Source organism: Pseudomonas sp. WS 5532, assembly GCF_012985445.1.
GTDB classification, from domain to species: domain Bacteria; phylum Pseudomonadota; class Gammaproteobacteria; order Pseudomonadales; family Pseudomonadaceae; genus Aquipseudomonas; species Aquipseudomonas edaphica.
The window spans coordinates 1-18,971 of sequence record NZ_JAAQWK010000030.1 but is presented as its reverse complement, the minus strand read 5'-3'; the positions used below and the strand labels follow the sequence as shown (position 1 = coordinate 18,971).

Annotated in this window: 17 protein-coding genes; 14 read left to right on the top strand and 3 right to left on the bottom strand. The window is 60.8% G+C overall.

Annotated features, from left to right (window positions below):
• Positions 1–432: 432 nt before the first annotated feature.
• The 3 genes from hydA to preA all read left to right on the top strand — a co-directional run bounded on the left by hydA (position 433) and on the right by preA (position 4,659).
• A complete protein-coding gene (gene hydA / locus HBO23_RS30905; RefSeq protein WP_170040748.1) occupies positions 433–1,872 on the top strand; it encodes a dihydropyrimidinase in 1,440 nt (479 codons plus the stop codon).
• A 145-nt stretch (positions 1,873–2,017) separates the two neighbouring features.
• Positions 2,018–3,385 carry an NAD(P)-dependent oxidoreductase gene (locus tag HBO23_RS30900; RefSeq protein ID WP_099550009.1) on the top strand — a complete coding sequence of 456 codons (1,368 nt, stop codon included), beginning with the start codon at positions 2,018–2,020 and terminating at the stop codon, positions 3,383–3,385.
• Positions 3,385–4,659: an NAD-dependent dihydropyrimidine dehydrogenase subunit PreA gene (gene preA, locus HBO23_RS30895; RefSeq protein ID WP_017136449.1), complete on the top strand. Its 1,275-nt coding sequence runs from the start codon at positions 3,385–3,387 to the stop codon at positions 4,657–4,659. The genes HBO23_RS30900 and preA overlap by 1 nt, the downstream gene beginning before the upstream one ends.
• Positions 4,660–4,782: 123 nt before the next feature.
• Here the strand turns inward: preA and HBO23_RS30890 are convergent, their stop codons facing one another.
• The gene (locus HBO23_RS30890; RefSeq protein ID WP_017136448.1) at positions 4,783–5,403 is read right to left on the bottom strand and encodes a TetR/AcrR family transcriptional regulator; all 621 of its coding nucleotides are present in this window, start codon (positions 5,401–5,403) and stop codon (positions 4,783–4,785) included.
• A gap of 188 nt (positions 5,404–5,591) precedes the next feature.
• Between HBO23_RS30890 and HBO23_RS34080 the strand changes: the two genes are divergently transcribed.
• From HBO23_RS34080 to HBO23_RS30835, 11 genes are all read left to right on the top strand, one after another.
• Positions 5,592–6,455 (top strand): GGDEF domain-containing protein, encoded by an 864-nt coding sequence (locus HBO23_RS34080; RefSeq protein ID WP_017136447.1) that lies wholly within the window; start codon positions 5,592–5,594, stop codon positions 6,453–6,455.
• A 75-nt stretch (positions 6,456–6,530) separates the two neighbouring features.
• Entirely contained in the window at positions 6,531–6,998 is a 468-nt protein-coding gene (locus HBO23_RS30880) for a GNAT family N-acetyltransferase (RefSeq protein ID WP_017136446.1), read from the top strand.
• Positions 6,992–7,357, top strand: coding sequence for a copper homeostasis periplasmic binding protein CopC (gene copC / locus HBO23_RS30875; protein ID WP_017136445.1), 366 nt, complete (start codon positions 6,992–6,994; stop codon positions 7,355–7,357). Before HBO23_RS30880 ends, copC begins: the two co-directional genes overlap by 7 nt.
• Before the next feature lie 3 nt (positions 7,358–7,360).
• Positions 7,361–8,218, top strand: coding sequence for a copper homeostasis membrane protein CopD (gene copD, locus HBO23_RS30870; protein WP_017136444.1), 858 nt, complete (start codon positions 7,361–7,363; stop codon positions 8,216–8,218).
• A 243-nt stretch (positions 8,219–8,461) separates the two neighbouring features.
• On the top strand, positions 8,462–9,724 hold the full coding sequence (locus HBO23_RS30865) for an OprD family porin (RefSeq protein ID WP_170040747.1): 1,263 nt from the start codon (positions 8,462–8,464) through the stop codon (positions 9,722–9,724).
• Positions 9,725–9,866: 142 nt separating this feature from the next.
• Positions 9,867–10,685 (top strand): NAD(P)-dependent oxidoreductase, encoded by an 819-nt coding sequence (locus tag HBO23_RS30860; RefSeq protein WP_170040746.1) that lies wholly within the window; start codon positions 9,867–9,869, stop codon positions 10,683–10,685.
• Positions 10,686–10,715: 30 nt separating this feature from the next.
• Positions 10,716–11,591, top strand: coding sequence for an SMP-30/gluconolactonase/LRE family protein (locus HBO23_RS30855; RefSeq protein WP_170040745.1), 876 nt, complete (start codon positions 10,716–10,718; stop codon positions 11,589–11,591).
• A 51-nt stretch (positions 11,592–11,642) separates the two neighbouring features.
• Complete coding sequence (locus tag HBO23_RS30850; RefSeq protein ID WP_170040744.1) at positions 11,643–12,605, top strand: TRAP transporter substrate-binding protein; 963 nt, start codon at positions 11,643–11,645, stop codon at positions 12,603–12,605.
• Between the two features lie 64 nt (positions 12,606–12,669).
• The gene (locus HBO23_RS30845) at positions 12,670–13,197 is read left to right on the top strand and encodes a TRAP transporter small permease (protein WP_017136439.1); all 528 of its coding nucleotides are present in this window, start codon (positions 12,670–12,672) and stop codon (positions 13,195–13,197) included.
• Positions 13,197–14,477, top strand: a complete 1,281-nt coding sequence (locus tag HBO23_RS30840) for a TRAP transporter large permease (protein WP_170040743.1) — start codon at positions 13,197–13,199, stop codon at positions 14,475–14,477. Before HBO23_RS30845 ends, HBO23_RS30840 begins: the two co-directional genes overlap by 1 nt.
• On the top strand, positions 14,477–15,334 hold the full coding sequence (locus HBO23_RS30835) for an aldose 1-epimerase (protein ID WP_099550002.1): 858 nt from the start codon (positions 14,477–14,479) through the stop codon (positions 15,332–15,334). The genes HBO23_RS30840 and HBO23_RS30835 overlap by 1 nt, the downstream gene beginning before the upstream one ends.
• 121 nt (positions 15,335–15,455) lie before the next feature.
• Here HBO23_RS30835 and HBO23_RS30830 read toward each other — a convergent pair whose 3' ends face one another.
• Positions 15,456–16,604, bottom strand: coding sequence for an HlyD family secretion protein (locus tag HBO23_RS30830; RefSeq protein ID WP_017136436.1), 1,149 nt, complete (start codon positions 16,602–16,604; stop codon positions 15,456–15,458).
• Positions 16,601–18,247: an MFS transporter gene (locus HBO23_RS30825; protein ID WP_017136435.1), complete on the bottom strand. Its 1,647-nt coding sequence runs from the start codon at positions 18,245–18,247 to the stop codon at positions 16,601–16,603. The genes HBO23_RS30830 and HBO23_RS30825 overlap by 4 nt, the downstream gene beginning before the upstream one ends.
• Between the last annotated feature and the right edge of the window lie 724 nt (positions 18,248–18,971).

Sequence of the window (18,971 nt, the reverse complement as noted above, 5' to 3'; positions counted from 1 at the left end):
AACTCGCTGATGTTTATCAGCTTTCCGATTGTGCCCTGGGTACTTGTCGCCTTACTCAGGCTAAATAACGCGAAAGTTGCCCGAACTGTCAGGACTCAATCTGGTGCAACACAATTATTTTTATTTACCCACGCCGTCAAGCGGCATGTCTCAAGCGCCTGATTTGCAATAAGAAATGTTGCTCAATTCAAGAACCTGTCAAGTGCGTCAAAATGGTGAAGGGGCGCTACATTTTGGTGATTTTTAGTTTTTATCCTTATAAATCAATAAATTAATAACGATATATGCTTATAAAAAATCTTCTTGCCCATTCGAAAAACTCGGGCTAGTTTCTATTCCTGTCACCGATGACAGGATTAAACCCTGCATCGGCAAGCAGCATTACAACACTTAGAACTGGCACAAGCCGGTCAAGCCTGTGAGGAACTCGACATGTCGCTGTTGATCCGTGGCGCCACCGTTATTACCCATGATGAAAGTTACCGCGCCGATGTGTTATGCGCAGGCGGTCTAATTCGCGCTATTGGCACTAATCTGGAGGTGCCCGCCGGCACTGAAACACTCGATGGCAGCGGCCAATACTTGATGCCCGGTGGCATCGACCCGCATACGCACATGCAACTGCCCTTCATGGGCACTGTGGCCAGTGAAGACTTTTTCAGTGGCACGGCGGCGGGTCTGGCAGGTGGCACCACCTCGATCATCGACTTCGTGATTCCCAACCCGCAGCAATCGCTGATGGAGGCTTTTCACCAGTGGCGCGGCTGGGCGGAAAAATCCGCCTCCGACTACGGTTTTCACGTGGCGATCACCTGGTGGAGCGAGCAGGTGCGCGAGGAGATGGCCGAGTTGGTCAGCCACCATGGCATCAACAGCTTCAAGCACTTCATGGCCTACAAGAACGCAATCATGGCGGCGGATGACACCTTGGTCGCCAGCTTCGAACGCTGCCTGGAACTGGGCGCGGTGCCGACGGTGCACGCAGAGAACGGTGAGCTGGTGTATCACCTGCAACGCAAGTTGATGGCCCAGGGCATTACCGGGCCGGAAGCGCATCCACTGTCGCGTCCGTCCCAGGTGGAAGGTGAGGCCGCCAGCCGCGCCATTCGCATCGCCGAGACCATCGGCACGCCGTTGTACCTGGTGCATGTGTCGACCCAGGAGGCACTGGATGAAATCACCTACGCCCGTGGCAAAGGCCAGCCGGTCTACGGCGAAGTGCTCGCCGGGCACTTGCTGCTGGATGACAGCGTGTACCAGCACCCCGACTGGCAAACCGCCGCAGGCTATGTGATGAGCCCGCCGTTCCGCCCTCGAGGGCATCAGGAAGCACTCTGGCACGGCTTGCAGTCCGGCAACCTGCACACCACCGCCACCGACCACTGCTGCTTCTGCGCCGAGCAAAAAGCTGCCGGCCGTGATGACTTCAGCAAGATCCCCAACGGCACCGCCGGTATCGAAGACCGCATGGCACTGCTGTGGCACGAGGGCGTGAACACCGGGCGGTTGTCGATGCAGGAGTTCGTCGCGCTGACGTCGACCAACACCGCGAAGATCTTCAATCTCTACCCGCGCAAAGGCGCGATCCGCGTGGGTGCCGATGCAGACCTGGTGCTGTGGGACCCCGAGGGCACGCGCACGATTTCGGCCAAGACCCACCATCAGAAAGTCGACTTCAACATCTTCGAAGGCAAGACCGTGCGCGGCGTGCCGAGCCACACCATCAGCCAGGGCAAGCTGGTATGGGCCGATGGTGATTTGCGCGCCGAGCGCGGTGCCGGGCGGTATGTGGAACGGCCGGCGTACCCGGCAGTGTTTGAGCAGTTGAGCAAGCGGGCAGAGCATTCCAGGCCCACTGCTGTAAAGCGCTGAGACCGCTATCGCAGGCAAGCCAGCTCCCACATGTTGATGTGCGAACACATTCAAATGTGGGAGCTGGCTTGCCTGCGATGAGGCCGGTACAGGCAACAAAAATGCCCGCCAGAGGCAATCCCAAAAAAACCGTGAGGCCAAAACCGTGATCCAGACCCTGACCCACCTCCCCCATCCCCATGAAGATGGGCCGACACTCGCCAGCCACTTCACCGACCTGGCGCCGCCCCTCAACGCCCGCCAGGCGCAGCTGGAAGCCTCGCGATGCCTGTATTGCTACGACGCGCCTTGCGTGAATGCGTGCCCCAGCGAAATCGACATCCCGTCGTTCATCCGCAATATCCACACCGAGAACGTGCAGGGCGCCGCGCAGAAAATCCTCTCGGCCAATATCCTCGGCGGCAGCTGCGCCCGCGTGTGCCCCACCGAGATTCTGTGCCAGCAAGCCTGCGTGCGTAATAACGCCGAAGAATGCGCGCCGGTGCTGATCGGCCTGTTGCAGCGCTACGCCATCGACAACGCGCACTTTCGCGAACACCCGTTCCAGCGCGCTGCACCGACCGGCAAACGCATCGCCGTGGTCGGCGCCGGGCCTGCGGGCCTGGCCTGCGCACACCGCGCGGCCCTGCATGGCCATGACGTGGTGATTTTCGAAGCACGGGAAAAAGCTGGCGGCCTGAACGAATACGGGATCGCCAAATACAAGCTGGTGGATGATTTTGCCCAAAAGGAGCTGGATTTCCTGTTGCAGATCGGCGGCATCGAGATCCGTCACGGCCAGCGCCTGGGTAGCAACCTGACGTTGAGCGAACTGCATCAGCAATTCGATTCGGTATTCTTGGGCCTCGGCCTTGCCGCCAGCAAACAGCTGGGCTTGCCCCATGAAGATGCGCCCGGCCTGCTCGCCGCCACCGACTATATCCGCGAACTGCGCCAGGCCGATGACTTGAGCCAACTGCCGCTGGCCGACCGCTGCATCGTGCTCGGCGCCGGCAATACCGCCATCGACATGGCCGTGCAAATGGCCCGCCTGGGCGCCCGCGATGTCAACCTGGTGTACCGCCGTGGCTTGGCCGACATGGGCGCCACTCACCATGAACAAGAGATTGCCAAGGCCAATCAGGTACGGCTGCTGACCTGGGCTCAACCGGATGAAGTGTTGCTGGATGATCAAGGCCGTGTGCGCGGCATGCGTTTTTTGCGCACGCACATGGAGAACGGTCGCCTGCTCCCCACTGGCGAGACCTTTGAACTGGCCTGCGACGCGATCTTCAAAGCCATCGGCCAGGGTTTTGACAACGAGGCGCTGCACGACCCGTTGGCTCAGCAACTGCACCGCGTGGGCGAACGCATCTTCGTCGACGAGCAGCTGCAAACCAGCATTCCAGGCGTCTATGCCGGTGGCGATTGCGTCAGCCTCGGCCAGGACCTCACCGTGCAGGCGGTGCAACACGGCAAGCTGGCCGCCGAAGCCATGCACGCCCAACTCATGCTGAACGTGGAGGCTGCGTAATGGCCGATCTCTCGATTGTATTTGCCGGTATCAAAGCCCCCAACCCGTTCTGGCTGGCCTCCGCGCCGCCCACCGACAAGGCCTACAACGTGGTCCGCGCCTTCGAAGCCGGCTGGGGCGGCGTGGTGTGGAAAACCCTCGGTGAAGACCCGGCGGCGGTCAACGTATCTTCCCGTTACTCGGCGCACTATGGCGCCAACCGCGAGGTACTGGGCATCAACAATATCGAGTTGATCACCGACCGCTCCCTGGAGATCAACCTCAAGGAAATCACCCAGGTGAAAAAGGATTGGCCCGACCGCGCATTGATCGTGTCGCTGATGGTGCCGTGCGTTGAAGAGTCCTGGAAGAACATCCTGCCGCTGGTGGAGGCCACCGGTTGCGATGGCATCGAGCTGAACTTCGGCTGCCCCCACGGCATGCCCGAGCGCGGCATGGGCGCAGCGGTCGGCCAGGTGCCGGAGTATGTGGAACAGGTGACGCGCTGGTGCAAGACCTACTGCTCGCTGCCGGTGATCGTCAAGCTCACGCCGAACATCACCGACATCCGCGTGGCGGCACGCGCGGCGTATCGCGGCGGCGCGGATGCGGTGTCGCTGATCAACACCATCAACTCCATCACCAGTGTGGACCTGGAGCGCATGGTCGCCCTGCCGGTGGTCGGCACGCAAAGTACCCATGGCGGTTATTGCGGCTCGGCGGTCAAGCCGATTGCGTTGAACATGGTCGCCGAAATCGCCCGCGACCCGCAGACCCAAGGGCTGCCGATCTGCGGCATCGGCGGCATTGGCAACTGGCGCGACGCGGCGGAATTTGTCGCCCTGGGCTGCGGCGCGGTGCAGGTGTGCACGGCGGCGATGCTGCATGGGTTTCGGATTGTGGAAGAGATGAAGGACGGGCTGTCGCGGTGGATGGACAGCCAGGGTTACGCCAGCCTGCAGGCGTTTTCCGGGCGGGCGGTGGGCAATACCACGGATTGGAAGTACCTGGATATCAACTATCAGGTAATTGCCAAGATCGATCAGGAGGCGTGTATCGGCTGCGGGCGTTGCCATATTGCCTGCGAGGACACCTCGCACCAGGCGATTGCCAGCTTGAAGCAGGCGGACGGCACGCACAAATACGAGGTGATTGATGATGAGTGTGTTGGCTGCAATTTGTGCCAGATCACTTGCCCGGTGGCCGATTGCATCGAGATGGTGCCGATAGAAACGGGCAAGCCGTTTTTGAACTGGACGCAGGATCCGCGTAACCCTTACCGCGAGGCTGTGTAAGTTACCTTTTGAAATGATCGTTCCCACGCTCCGCGTGGGAATGCAGCCAGGGACGCTCCGCGTCCCAAGAGCGGACGCAGAGCGTCCAGTGAGGCATTCCCACGCAGAGCGTGGGAACGATCATCAAGGCTCCAAGCCAATCCCACGCAAAATCACACTGGTCACCGTCTGGATTGCCTTCTCGAACTGCCTGTCCGACAACGGCTGGTGATCATTCAAGATCTTCACCTGGTGATCAAAGTCCGCATAGTGCTGGGTCGAGGCCCAAATCATATACAGCAGGCTCGACGGCTCCACCGGCAGGATGCGCTTGTCTTCCACCCACTGACGAATTTTCGCCTCCTTCATCTTGGCCCAGTCGTACAGGCTTTCGTCCAGCGCCTCACCGAGGGTCGGCGCGCCGTGGATGATTTCATTCGCCCAGACTTTCGAACCATGCGGCCGCGTGCGTGAGCGCTGCATCTTGGCGCGGATGTAACTGCTGAGCACCACGCGCGGGTCATCGAAGGTTTCAAAGCTCAGGGCGTCCTGCTTCCACAGGTCCAGCAGGTCGAACAGCACGGCGCTGTACAGCTCGCTTTTGGTGCTGAAGTAGTAATGCAGGTTGGAGCGCGGCAGTTGCACTTCTTCGGCAATATCGGCCATGGCGGTGCTGCCATAGCCCTTCTCGGCAAAGACTTTCTCTGCCGCCAGCAGGATTTTCTCGACGTTGCTGCGCCGGATACCGATCTTGTGATTGCCCATGGATGATGGAGCCCCAGTCACTTTTAAATACAATTCATTTTCAACCATCACATCATGAACCGCCTCATTAGGCTACACGCCATTGATCGCCAGATCGGCGCCAGCGCTTCAAAGCCCGCAGTATTCCAAGGCGTCAGCCTGCGTGATCGAGCTATGATCGGCGCATCTGAACCGGACACCCCTGACCTATGGCCGTTGACCTGCACGCCCTCTACCCGAAATTGATCCACTTGATGCTGGACACGGTCTTCGTGGTCGACAGTGACAACCTGATCGTGTTTGTCAGCGATGCCTGCGAAGCCCTGCTCGGTTACCGCGCCGATGAACTGACCGGCACGCCCATTACCGACTACATGCACCCCGAAGACCTGGCGCGCACGCGGGCTTCGATTGTGCGGGTCATGAATGGCCGGCCCCATGTGGATTTTCGCAACCGTTATCTGCGCAAGGATGGCAGCGTGGTGCACATCCTGTGGGCAGCGTTCTGGTCCGAAGAAGTCGGCGCGCGCATCGGCGTGGCGCGCGACGTGACGGCGCTCACCCAGGCCGAGGAGGAACTGCGCTTCCTCGCCCACCATGACCCGCTGACGGCGCTCACCAACCGCTCGTTGTTCAACGATGGCCTGGCGTCGGCCCTGCACACCGCACAGCGTCATAACACCCGGCTGGCGTTGCTGTTTCTGGACGTCAATGACTTCAAGGGCATCAACGATGTGCATGGCCACGCGGTGGGCGATCGCGTGCTCTGCGTGATTGCACGGCGGCTGGAACGCTGCGTGCGTGACAGCGACCTGGTGGCGCGCATGGGCGGCGACGAATTCACGGTGTTGCTGACCGATGTGCAGTCACACGAAACGGTTAGCGCCAAAGTCGCGCAAATTCTCGCGGCCATGGCCGAGCCGCTGGGCGCTGAGTTTGGCCCGGTCAAGATGCCGTCGTGCAGTGTGGGCGTGGCGTTTTATCCGGCCGACGGTGCAGACGCCGATACCCTGCTCAGCCACGCAGACAGCGATATGTACAGGATAAAAAGGCTGCGGTTGGCCGCCGAGTGATGAAACTTCCTACCCGAACCTTTCCCGCCAAAAACGGATTGGTTAGGATCGCGGTCCACTTGAAGGATCATTGCAATGACTATTCGACCTCGCGTGGCCGCCGACGACCCGGTGCTGGGCGCACTGTGGGAGCGCTCGGTGCGAGCCACCCATGACTTCCTCCCCGAGGACGACATCCAGCGTTTGCTGCCGCTGGTGCGCGACGCCTACCTGCCAATGCCGGCCCTCGACGTGTGGGTGTATGAAGACCACCACGGTATCGCCGGTTTTATCGGCACTGGCGGGCATAACGTCGAAATGCTGTTTATCGACCCCGAGCGCCGCGGCCAGGGCGTCGGCCGCCAATTGCTCGACCACGCCCGCGCCCGTCATGACACGCTGACCGTGGACGTCAACGAACAAAACCCGCAGGCCGTGGGTTTCTATCTGCATTATGGTTTTATCCAGGTCGCGCGCTCGCCGCTGGATGGCGAAGGCAAACCCTTTCCCTTGTTGCACATGGCATTACCGACTCACTCACTTGAAGGTACTGAACAATGCTGATCAAGAAAGCCCTCACCACTGTCACCCTGCTCGCTTCCCTGCTGGGCGCCTCTGCGGCATTTGCCCACGCCCATCTCAAAAGTTCGACACCGGCGGCAGACAGCACGGTTGCTGCGCCCGCCGACCTGCGCCTGACCTTCAGCGAAGGCGTCGAGGCCACCTTCACCAAAGTGTCCCTGAGCAAAGACGGCACCGAACTCGCCATCAAAGGCCTGGAAACCCCGGACGCCGACAAGAAAACCCTGGTGGTCACACCCGCCGCGCCGCTGGCCGCCGGCAACTACAAAGTGGTGTGGAACGCCGTCTCGGTCGACACCCACAAGAGCAACGGTGAGTACACCTTCAAGGTCGGCCAATAACCCATGGCAACCCTGCTGGTGCTGTGCCGCTTCGTGCATTTCATCGTCGTGCTGTTGATGTTCGGGGCCTGTGCCTTCAGGCCCTGGCTGCTGGGCAACGAAGTGCAACCGGTACTCGACCGACAACTGCTGCGCATCACCCGCGCCCTGGCCTGGCTGGGGTTGTTCTCCGGCGTGGCCTGGCTGCTGTTGATCACCGCCAGCATGGCGGGCAGCTGGGACGCGGCGCTGCAACCGGCCACCGTACAGTTGGTGCTGGGCAAAACCTTTTTCGGCCAGGTGTGGGTCTGGCATCTGTTGCTGAACCTGCTGCTGGTAGTGGTGTTGCTCAAACCCTGGCCGGCCTTGCGCCTGCCGTTGACCGCACTGCTGCTGGCGACGCTGGCACCGGTCGGCCATGGCGCCATGCTCAATGGGCTGAGCGGCCAATTGCTGATCCTCAATCAAGTGGTGCACCTGGTGTGCGTCGGCGCCTGGCTGGGCGGGTTGTTGCTGCTGGTGCTGATTCTGCGGCTGTCGCCAAAGCCTGCGCTGGAGCCGATCCTCAAGCGCTTCAGCGGCTTAGGTTATGGCCTGGTTGCCGGTTTGCTGGTTACGGGTTTGATCAATGTTCGCGTGCTGACCGGGCAGCTGTGGCCCACGCCGCTGTTTAACGGGTTTGCGCTGATTCTGTTGATCAAGGTGCTGCTGGTGCTGGGTATGTTGGCGCTGGCGCTCTTGAACCGGTTGCGTATCGAGCGCTGTGAGGAGCGAGTGGGCAGTTTGAAAGCCAGTGTGATGCTCGAATGGTTGCTGGGTATTGCAGCAGTAGCCGCGGTGTCCCTGCTGGGCACCTTGCCACCGATGGTGATGGCCGGCTGAAGATCTCTGTGGGAGCTGGCTTGCCTGCGATGCAGACACCGCGGCCCCACAGTTACACCGCGTCGATGCCATCGCAGGCAAGCCAGCTCCCACATGGACCGTGCCCGCTTTTCATCGATGCGCACTTGGTCATCGTATAACTTCTGCTTGACAGCCCCCGAAAACCCCGCAAATATCCCTCGCAATGTTGTACGACAACGTATAACAAATAATAAAAACAACAAAATGGAAGGGAGCTTCACTGTGCCTCAATTCGCCCGCAATTCCTCCTCGCGTCTCGGTCTTATCAGCCTCAGCAGCCTGGCACTCGCCCTGCCCCTCAGCGCCCAGGCAGAAGGCTTTATCGACGATGCCAAAGCCACGCTCAACCTGCGCAATGCCTACTTCAATCGCAATTTCACCAACCCCACGTACCCACAGGCCAAGGCCGAAGAATGGACGCAGAACTTCATTCTCGACGCCAAATCCGGCTTTACCCAAGGCACCGTGGGCTTCGGGATTGACGTACTCGGCCTGTATTCTCAGAAGCTCGATGGCGGTAAAGGCACCGGCGGCACCCAACTGTTGCCGCTCGACAGAGATGGCCGCCCTGCCGACAATTTCGGACGCCTGGGCGTGGCACTGAAAACCCGGCTGTCCAAAACCGAACTGAAAGTTGGCGAATGGATGCCCGTGCTGCCGATCCTGCGCTCGGACGACGGCCGCTCCTTGCCGCAGACCTTTCGTGGCGGCCAGGTAACCTCCAATGAAATCACCGGGCTGACGCTCTACGGCGGGCAATTTCGCGGCAATAGCCCACGCAACGATGGGAGCATGGAAGACATGTTCATGAACGGCAAAGCCGCGTTCACCTCGGACCGTTTCAACTTCGGCGGCGGCGAATACACCTTCAACGACAAACGCACCCAGGTCGGCGTGTGGTACGCCGAACTCACCGACATCTACCAGCAGCAATACCTGAACCTGACCCACAGCCAGCCGGTCGGCGACTGGACGTTTGGCGCCAACCTGGGGTTCTTCAATGGCAAGGAGGACGGCAGCGCCCTGGCCGGCAACCTCGATAACAAAACCTATTCCGCCCTGCTCTCGGCCAAATACAAAGGCAACGCCTTCTATGTCGGCCTGCAAAAACTCACCGGCGACAGCGTGTGGATGAGGGTCAACGGCACCAGCGGCGGCACCCTGGCCAACGATAGCTACAACGCCAGCTACGACAATGCCAAGGAAAAATCCTGGCAGATACGCCATGACTTCAACTTCGTGGTGCTCGGCATTCCGGGGCTGACCATGATGAATCGGTATATCAGCGGCAATAACGTACACACTGGCGCCATCACCGACGGCAAGGAATGGGGCCGCGAGTCGGAGCTGGCCTACACGGTGCAGAGCGGCACACTGAAGGATTTGAATGTGCGCTGGCGCAACTCGACCATGCGTCGGGATTTCAGCAACAACGAGTTTGATGAGAATCGGATCTTTGTCAGCTACCCGATCTCGTTGCTGTAACGCGCTCCCTGCAGGCACTGACATGTGTAGCAGCCCGCTTGTGTGGGAGCTGGCTTGCCTGTAAGGGCGTTGACAACCCAGGGAGTCCAAAACGATACTTCCACCAAGTCATACGACAACCTACAACAACAATGGAATTCCCATGACCACCACCACGCCTGTCCCCTTCAACCGCCTGCTGCTCACCGGCGCCGCCGGCGGCCTGGGCAAAGTCTTGCGCGAACGCATGCGCCCTTATGCCCAGGTATTGCGCCTGTCGGACATCGCCAACATGGCCCCGGCGGCCGGTGAGTTCGAAGAAGTGCAACCCTGTGACCTGGCCGACAAACAGGCTGTGCACCAACTGGTGGAAGGCGTCGATGCCATCCTGCACTTCGGCGGTGTGTCGGTGGAGCGCTCTTTCGAAGAAGTGCTGGGCGCCAACATCAGCGGTGTTTTCCATATCTACGAAGCCGCCCGCCGTCATGGCGTGAAACGCGTGATCTTCGCCAGTTCCAACCATGTGATCGGCTTTTACAAGCAAGACGAACAGATCGACGCCCACTCCCCGCGCCGCCCGGACAGCTACTACGGCCTGTCCAAATCCTATGGCGAAGACATGGCCAGCTTCTACTTCGACCGCTACGGCATCGAGACCGTGAGTATCCGCATCGGCTCCTCGTTCCCGGAACCCCAGAACCGCCGGATGATGCACACCTGGCTGAGTTTCGATGACCTGACCCAACTGCTCGAGCGCGCGCTGTACACGCCGAATGTCGGCCACACCGTGGTCTACGGCATGTCGGATAACCTCGACACCTGGTGGGACAACCGTTACGCCGCGCACCTGGGTTTTGTGCCCAAGGACAGCTCCGAGGTGTACCGCACCAAGGTCGAAGCCCAGCCGCCAGTGGCCGCCGATGACCCGGCCGCGGTCTACCAGGGCGGCGCGTTCTGCGCCGCGGGGCCGTTTGGTGACTGAACGCACATCAACCCAAGGGAATGAGTTGCCATGACCGCTGAACTGATCGTCGACGCCCGCAATGCCGTGGGCGAATGCCCGGTGTGGGTGCCGCAGGAAAACGCGCTGTACTGGGTGGACATCCCCAACGGCGGCCTGCAACGCTGGGACGCCGCCACCGGCCACGTCGCCGCCTGGAAAGCCCCGCAGATGCTCGCCTGTATTGCCCGCACCGACGCGGGCAATTGGGTCGCGGGCATGGAAAGCGGGTTTTTCCAACTCACCCCACATAACGACGGCAGCCTCGACACCACGCCTCTGGCGAGCATCGAGCACCCACGCCCGGACATGCGCCTCAACGATGGCCGCTGCGATCGCCAGGGCCGTTTCTGGGCTGGCAGCATGGTGCTGAACATGGGCCTGAATGCGGCCGAAGGCACCCTGTACCGCTATGCGTCAGGCGCCGCGCCGCATGCGCAACTGAACGGGTTCATCACCCTCAATGGCCTGGCGTTCAGCCCGGACGGCCGCACGATGTACGCCTCGGATTCACACCCGCTGGTGCAGCAGGTCTGGGCGTTCGATTACGACATCGACACCGGCACGCCATCCAACCGCCGCGTATTTATCGACATGCATCAATTCCTCGGGCGCCCCGATGGCGCGGCAGTCGACGCCGAGGGTTGCTACTGGATCTGCGCCAACGACGCGGGGCTGGTTCACCGCTTCACCCCGGATGGCCGTCTGGACCGCTCCCTCAGCGTGCCGGTAAAAAAACCCACCATGTGCGCCTTCGGCGGCAGCCGGCTGGACACCTTGTTCGTCACCTCGATTCGTGATGACCACAGTGAGCAGTCGGTCGCCGGCGGCGTGTTTGCCCTCAACCCCGGCGTCAGCGGATTGCCGGAGCCCACGTTCACCCTCTAGCTGCATCGCTGTGCCTTGAATACAACAACAATAAGACAGGAGTGACACCCTATGGACTTCAAACGCACTTTGCTCGCCGCTGCATTCTTTACCCTCAGTACCGCCGCCCACGCGCTGGAAATCAAATTCGCCGACATCCATCCCGCCGGCTATCCCACCGTCGTCGCTGAACAGAACATGGGCAAGGCCCTGACTCAGGCAAGTAACGGCGAACTGACCTTCAAATACTTCCCGGGCGGTGTCCTGGGTTCCGAAAAAGAAGTGGTCGAACAGGCCCAGGTCGGTGCGGTGCAGATGACCCGCGTCAGCCTCGGCATCGTCGGGCCGGTGGTGCCGGACGTGAACGTGTTCAACTTGCCGTTCGTGTTCCGCGACCAGGCGCATATGCGCAAAATCATCGACGGCGAGATCGGCGATGAAATCCTCGCAAAGATCACCGACTCCGAGTTCGGCCTGGTGGCCCTGGCCTGGATGGACGGTGGCACGCGCAACCTCTACACCAAGAAGCCGGTGCGCAAGATCGAAGACCTCAAGGGCATGAAAATTCGTGTACAGGGCAACCCGATCTTCATCGAAGCCTTCAACGCGATGGGCGCCAACGGTATTGCCATGGACACCGGCGAAATCTTCAGTGCCTTGCAGACCGGCGTGATCGACGGCGCGGAAAACAACCCGCCGACCATGCTGGAGCACAACCACTTCCAAAACGCCAAGTTCTACACCCTCACCGAGCACCTGATCCTGCCCGAACCCATCGTGATGTCGAAGATCACCTGGAACAAACTCACGCCCGCCCAGCAAGACCTGGTGAAAAAAGCCGCCAAGGCCGCCCAGGCCGATGAGCGCGCGCTGTGGGACGCCAAGTCCGCCAGCAGCGAGGAAAAGCTCAAGAAGGCCGGCGTCGAGTTCATCACCGTCGACAAAAAACCCTTCTATGACGCCACCGCAGCGGTTCGCGCCAAGTACGGTGCGGCTTACGCCGACATCATCAAGCGCATCGACGCGGTCGAGTAATCACCCTTTCCTATAGTCAGGCCCGGCGCGGTCGGCATCGACGCGCCCGGTTACGGTGAACGCCATGAAGAATTTAGTGCTGCGCATCAACGACCGCATTTACATGACCTGCATCTGGGTCGCCGGCCTCTCGGTCCTCGGGGTCGCGCTGATCATTCCTTGGGGCATCTTCGCCCGCTACATCCTCGGCACCGGCGCAAGCTGGCCGGAGCCCACCGCCATCCTGCTGATGCTGGTGTTCACCTTTATCGGCGCCGCCGCGAGTTACCGTGCCGGCGCGCATATGTCGGTGGCCGTGGTCACCGACCGCCTGCCAGCGCGCCAACGGCAAATCGTCGGCGTTATCACGCAACTGCTGATGGCCACCATCTGCCTGTTCATGACCGTCTGGGGCAGCAAGCTGTGCCTGTCCACCTGGAACCAGTTCATGAGTGCGATCCCCACCCTGCGCGTGGGCATCACCTATATGCCAATCCCGATCGGCGGGCTGCTGACGCTGGTGTTCGTGCTGGAAAAACTCTTGCTCGGTGACCAGAGCCAGCGCCGCGTGGTGCGCTTTGATCTGGTTGAAGAAAACGAAGGGGCTGCCTGATGGACGCATTGATGCTGCTGGGCAGTTTTATCGCCTTGATCCTGATCGGCATGCCGGTGGCCTACGCCCTCGGGCTGTCGGCGCTGATCGGCGCGTGGTGGATCGACATCCCGTTCCAGGCCTTGATGATTCAGGTTGCGGGCGGGGTGAACAAGTTTTCGCTGATGGCGATTCCGTTCTTTGTACTGGCCGGGGCGATCATGGCCGAAGGCGGCATGTCGCGGCGACTGGTTGCATTTGCCGGGGTGCTGGTGGGGTTTGTGCGCGGCGGCCTGTCGTTGGTGAACATCGTGGCGTCGACGTTTTTTGGCGCGATTTCCGGCTCGTCGGTGGCCGATACCGCCTCGGTCGGTTCGGTGTTGATCCCGGAAATGGAGCGCCGTGGCTACCCGCGTGAGTTCTCTACCGCCGTCACTGTCAGCGGCTCGGTGCAAGCCTTGCTGACGCCGCCCAGCCATAACTCGGTGCTCTACTCCCTGGCGGCCGGCGGCACGGTCTCGATTGCCTCATTGTTCATGGCCGGCGTGTTGCCGGGGCTGCTGATGAGTGCATGCCTGATGGTGTTGTGCCTGATCTTCGCGAAAAAGCGCAACTACCCCAAGGGCGAGGTCATCCCGCTTAAACAAGCGCTGAAGATCTGCGCCGACGCGCTCTGGGGCTTGATGGCTATGGTGATCATCCTGGGTGGCATCCTCTCGGGCATTTTCACTGCCACCGAGTCGGCCGCGATTGCGGTGTTGTGGGCATTTTTCGTGACCATGTTCATCTATCGCGACTACAAATGGCGTGAGCTGCCCAAGCTGATGCACCGCACGGTGCGCACCATTTCCATTGTGATGATCCTGATCGCCTTCGCCGCCAGCTTCGGCTACATCATGACCCTGATGCAGATCCCGGCAAAAATCACCACGCTGTTCCTGACCCTGTCGGACAACCGCTACGTGATCCTGATGTGCATCAACGTGATGCTGCTGTTGCTCGGCACGGTGATGGACATGGCGCCGCTGATCTTGATCCTCACCCCGATTCTGCTGCCGGTGATCCTCGGTATTGGCGTGGACCCGGTGCACTTCGGCATGATCATGCTGGTGAACCTCGGGATCGGCCTGATCACTCCACCCGTGGGTGCGGTGCTGTTTGTGGGTGCGGCGGTGGGCAAGGTCAGTATCGAGAAAACCGTGACGGCGCTGCTGCCGTTTTATGCGGTACTGTTCCTGATATTGATGGCAGTGACTTACATTCCCGCGTTGTCCCTGTGGCTTCCCGGGCTGGTGCTCTGATGATTGAACTGGAAGACAGCCTGACCCATCTCACCCTCGCCCCGGCCGTAGGTGGCAGCCTCGTCAACTGGACGGTGCGCGCGACCGGGCAGCCGCTGTTGCGCCATAGCGACGAAGCTGCGCTGAACACCGGGCTGCCGGGCAAGCTGGCGTGTTACCCGCTGGCGCCGTGGTCCAATCGAGTTGCCCACGGCGGTTTCGACAACCCCGGCGGCTGGCTGGCACTCACGCCCAACAGCCCGCTCGACCCGCTGCCGATTCACGGTTCGGCCTGGCAACAGGCGTGGCAGGTGGTCAGCCAGACGGCGGATGAAGTGGTGCTGGAGGTGGTGTGCGACACGCCGTTTGCCTATCGCGCCGAGCAGCGGTTTCGCTTACGTGGCGGCGAACTGAGTATCGAGTTGCGCGTAACGCATCTGGCCGAAAAAGCCGCGTGGCATGGCTTGGGATTGCATCCGTATTTGCCACGAAGGCCCGGCACGCGGTTGCAGGCCAAGGCTTCGCAGGTGTGGATGAGTGATGCGTCCAAGCTGCCAACCGGGCTGGCGCCGGTGCCTGCCGAATGGGATTTCACTCAGCTCAAAGGGCTGCCGCAAGGCCTGGTGGACAATGGGTTTTGCCAGTGGGACGGGCGTTGCCGCATCGAACAGCCGGAGCTGGGCTATGCATTGGAGTGCCAGGCGAGCGGCGCCGATTACTTCCTGCTGTTCTGCCCGCCGGGGTTGGGGTTCTTTTGCATCGAGCCGGTGAGTCATCCGGTGAATGCGCATCACCTGCCGGGCAGGCCCGGCCTGAAGCTGCTGGAAAAAGGCCAGTCAACTCACCTCAATTTCACCCTGAAATACCAACCTTTATAACCCCAAAAAACCCTGTGGGAGCCGGGCTCGCCCGCGATGGCGGTGTGTCAGCCTGCACACCTGGACCTGATAAACCGCTATCGCAGGCAAGCCAGCTCCCACATTTTTGATCCGCATGGTGTCAAGGTGGGCTGTTTTTCAGGCGGCCCGCCGTGTCGATACTCACCACCACCGACAACCCCGGCCGCAGGCGCTCGCTCTCGGCCTGATCCGGGTCCACCGTAATCCGCACCGGCACCCGCTGCGCGATCTTCACAAAGTTGCCGGTGGCGTTATCCGCCTGCAACAGGCTGAACTCCGAGCCGGTCGCCGGGGAAATATGCTGCACCGTGCCGTGAAACTTGCGGTGGTTGAGCGCGTCCACGGTGAACGTCACCGGCTGGCCGACCTGCACATTGTCCATCTGGGTTTCTTTCATATTGGCGATCACCCACAACTGCGGCGGCACCAGCGCCATCAACTGCGCGCCGGAGTTGACGTAGGCACCCAGGCGCACACCGATCTGCCCCAGCTGGCCGTCACGCGGCGCAATGATGCGGGTGTTGGACAGGTCGATACGCGCCAGCTCCACGGCCGCATCGGCACTGGCCACCGCCGCTTCGAGGGAGCCGCGATTGACGATCACGGTTTGCAGGTCCTGACGGGCGATTTCCAGGTTGGCCTGGGCCTGAGCCACCGCCGCGACGGTCTGCGCATTCGCGGCGCGGGTCACGTCCAACTCGCGCTTGGACACTGAACCGTCGCTGATCAACTCTTCATTGCGGCGCAAGTCGGCGGTGCTTTTGCGCGCCTGGGCCTGGCTGTCCACCAGCGCGGCCTGGCGCAGTTTGATGGTGGCTTCGGCGCTGTTGCGCTGCTGCACCACATTGGCCAAGGAGGCTTTCTGCACTGCCAATTGCGCCAGCGCCTGGTCAAGACGCTGCTTGTAGATGCGGTCATCCAGGCGCACCAGCAGGTCGCCGGCCTTGACGTACTGGAAGTCCTGCACCGGCACTTCATACACGTAGCCACTCAATTGAGGGCCGATAATCGTCACTTGGCCGCGCACCAGGGCGTTCTCGGTGGTTTCCACCGCACTGCTGAAGGGTGGCAATTGCCAGGCATACAGCACGATCAACACACCGACGATGGCAATCGCGGCAAAACCCAGCGATGAGATGATGCGCACTCGCAGCGAGCGCGGCTCCGTGACGGTCGAGCCCGGTGGTGGCGTGCCTTCCGGAGTGGAGGCGATGGCGTTGGTCGTGGTCGTGGTGGTGGTTTCGGTCATGAAGTAACGCCGCTGGGTTGAACGGGAGGGGCTGCTGCTTTGGTGGTACTCATCAGCCACAGGCTGCGGGTGAAGATCCAGAGCATGGTGAGGATCGCGATGATCGCGATCAGCATGAATACGTCGTTGTAGGCCATCACATTCGCCTCACGCGTGGCCGCCGTGGCCAGGCTGCGAATGCCCATGAGGTTGCGCAGTTCCGGGTCGGCGATCACGCCGCCATAGGCCGAGCCGCCGCTCTGCACCCGTGCCGCCACGCGTGGGTCCAGCAGGGTCAGGTGTTCGACGATCATGCTGGAGTGGTATTTCTCGCGCACGATCTGGAACGTACCCAGCAACGCCGCGCCAATCAGGCCGCCGAGGTTCTGGCAGATGCCGAACATCACCGAGAAGCTCACCAGGTTGCGCGGGTTGGTCAAAACGTTTTTTGTGCCCAGCACCATGGTTGGCCCCAGGAAGAATGTGCCGCCAAAGCCTAGCAGGAACTGGCTGATATACAGGTTTTGCGGGCGGGTCAGGTTGCTGGAGAAACTGTCCATCACGGAGCCTGTGGCCATCAACGCCAGGGAGATGATCAACGGCATCAGCAGGTGCGCCGGGTTGATCGTCAGCGCGCTGACCACCAGCCCGGCAATCGCCCCGGCCAGCATCACCACGTAGAGGGTGTGCATCTGCTGGTAGCTCATGTTCAACATCTGCATAAAGCCCACCGCACCGGTGGACTGCTCGGACAGCACCATGCGAATCAGCACCACCGCCAGCGCCAGGCGAATCATCGCCCCGCTGCCGAGCCAACGCGTCATCAACATGGGGTTGGCGCGGTTATGCTCAATGGCCAGGCCGGCCATGATCAGCACCAGCGAACAGGCCGAGGCCACGCCGATCCAGGGCGCTTCCAGCCACCAGTCGATACGCCCCAACGACAGCACCGCGCAGAGCAACGCCACGCCGCTGGCAAGGATGGCAAAGGTGAGAAAGTCGAGTTTTTCAAAGGTTTTAAAACGGTCGCCGGGCGGCAGTTTGAGCATGAACACACAGCCCAGGCAGATCAGCGCCATGCCCAGCTCGAACAGGTACAGCCCGCGCCATTCGGCAATTTGCAGCAAGTCTTCGGAGAACAAGCGCGCCAGTGGCAGCGCCAACTGCGCAGTGCCCAAGCCCAGCACCAGAGCTTTGAGCCGCCACTTGGCCGGGAACGCCTGGATCATGTAGTACAAGCCCAACGAACTCAGCGCCGCACCGACCATACCGTGAGCTGCCCGTACTGCAATCGCCGAACTCAAGTCGTTGACGAACAAATGGCCGAAGGTCACCAGCGCATACAGCACCAGAAACACCTCGGTAAACGCCCGCAGGCCGAACTGCTGACGAAACTTCACCAGCAGCAGGTTCATGCACACGTTGGTCATGACGTAAGCAGCCGGCAGCCAGGCCATTTCTGCGGTGGTGGCGCCCAGTGCGCCTTGCAGGTATTGCAGGTTGGCGATCACCAGGGCATTGCCGAGCCCGCCGGTAATTGCCACCAGGATCCCGACCAACGCAAACAGCCAACGCTTGTGCGTAGGGTGCAGCGGCGTCGACGGCGAGCCGGGCAAGCTCGGCCGCTCGTGGGGTTGCCAAGTGTGGGGGGTGTATTTATCCATCGCATGACCTTGATGAGCCGACGTGCAAGGTCGGTAAATCCGTTACTCAGGGACCAGTAAACCTGAGAGGCGTTCATCTTGCCATGTCTCGTGCGGGCACGGTCAAAACTGTGGGGGCGGGCTTGCTCGCTCCCACAATTGACCGCATCCAACCTTAAGCGGATTTGCATGCACTGAAGAACTGCTTTTCTGTGGGAGCTGGCTTGCCTGCGATACAGACACCTCGGTGTGTCAGGTACACCGAGTTGATGCCATCGCAGGCAAGCCAGCTCCCACATTAGACCGAGTATGGCTCTGCTGTTGCTGTTGCTGTTGCTGTTGCTCCGGCCCTTACATCCTTTTCGCTGACGAAGTCAGCGGTCTTTTGATCTGCGCTTGTGATCGTGATCTTGATCTGAAATCGCCCCGTCAAACACGATGGCCGGAATTCGACAGGGATTTGGGGGGTAAACCGGCAGGGATGCCGGTTTAGCCGCGCTGGGCCAAGGATGGCCCATCGCGGCGGCCCCCCAAATCACTGGCGGATTGCGGGCATGCCGAGCCATAGCGAGGCACCGAGTGTTGGGGCGAAGACTTTTTGGTTACTTTTGTGTCTTTATGTACGGACCGGACACATGGTTGACACATGTGCGGGGACATGGTGGACACATTATTGACCATAATCAGGCTTACTAATGTCGATTGTTCGCAAAAAGTGATGGCAGAAATAGACGTCGAACAGACC

Excerpts from the sequence above, each read along its gene's own strand:
- hydA (WP_170040748.1), top strand. The coding sequence starts at position 433 with ATGTCGCTGTTGATCCGTGGCGCCACCGTTATTACCCATGATGAAAGT.
- preA (WP_017136449.1), top strand. The coding sequence starts at position 3,385 with ATGGCCGATCTCTCGATTGTATTTGCCGGTATCAAAGCCCCCAACCCG.
- HBO23_RS30890 (WP_017136448.1), bottom strand. The coding sequence starts at position 5,403 with ATGGGCAATCACAAGATCGGTATCCGGCGCAGCAACGTCGAGAAAATC.
- HBO23_RS34080 (WP_017136447.1), top strand. The coding sequence starts at position 5,592 with ATGGCCGTTGACCTGCACGCCCTCTACCCGAAATTGATCCACTTGATG.
- HBO23_RS30880 (WP_017136446.1), top strand. The coding sequence starts at position 6,531 with ATGACTATTCGACCTCGCGTGGCCGCCGACGACCCGGTGCTGGGCGCA.
- copC (WP_017136445.1), top strand. The coding sequence starts at position 6,992 with ATGCTGATCAAGAAAGCCCTCACCACTGTCACCCTGCTCGCTTCCCTG.
- copD (WP_017136444.1), top strand. The coding sequence starts at position 7,361 with ATGGCAACCCTGCTGGTGCTGTGCCGCTTCGTGCATTTCATCGTCGTG.
- HBO23_RS30860 (WP_170040746.1), top strand. The coding sequence starts at position 9,867 with ATGACCACCACCACGCCTGTCCCCTTCAACCGCCTGCTGCTCACCGGC.
- HBO23_RS30855 (WP_170040745.1), top strand. The coding sequence starts at position 10,716 with ATGACCGCTGAACTGATCGTCGACGCCCGCAATGCCGTGGGCGAATGC.
- HBO23_RS30850 (WP_170040744.1), top strand. The coding sequence starts at position 11,643 with ATGGACTTCAAACGCACTTTGCTCGCCGCTGCATTCTTTACCCTCAGT.
- HBO23_RS30845 (WP_017136439.1), top strand. The coding sequence starts at position 12,670 with ATGAAGAATTTAGTGCTGCGCATCAACGACCGCATTTACATGACCTGC.
- HBO23_RS30840 (WP_170040743.1), top strand. The coding sequence starts at position 13,197 with ATGGACGCATTGATGCTGCTGGGCAGTTTTATCGCCTTGATCCTGATC.
- HBO23_RS30835 (WP_099550002.1), top strand. The coding sequence starts at position 14,477 with ATGATTGAACTGGAAGACAGCCTGACCCATCTCACCCTCGCCCCGGCC.
- HBO23_RS30830 (WP_017136436.1), bottom strand. The coding sequence starts at position 16,604 with ATGACCGAAACCACCACCACGACCACGACCAACGCCATCGCCTCCACT.
- HBO23_RS30825 (WP_017136435.1), bottom strand. The coding sequence starts at position 18,247 with ATGGATAAATACACCCCCCACACTTGGCAACCCCACGAGCGGCCGAGC.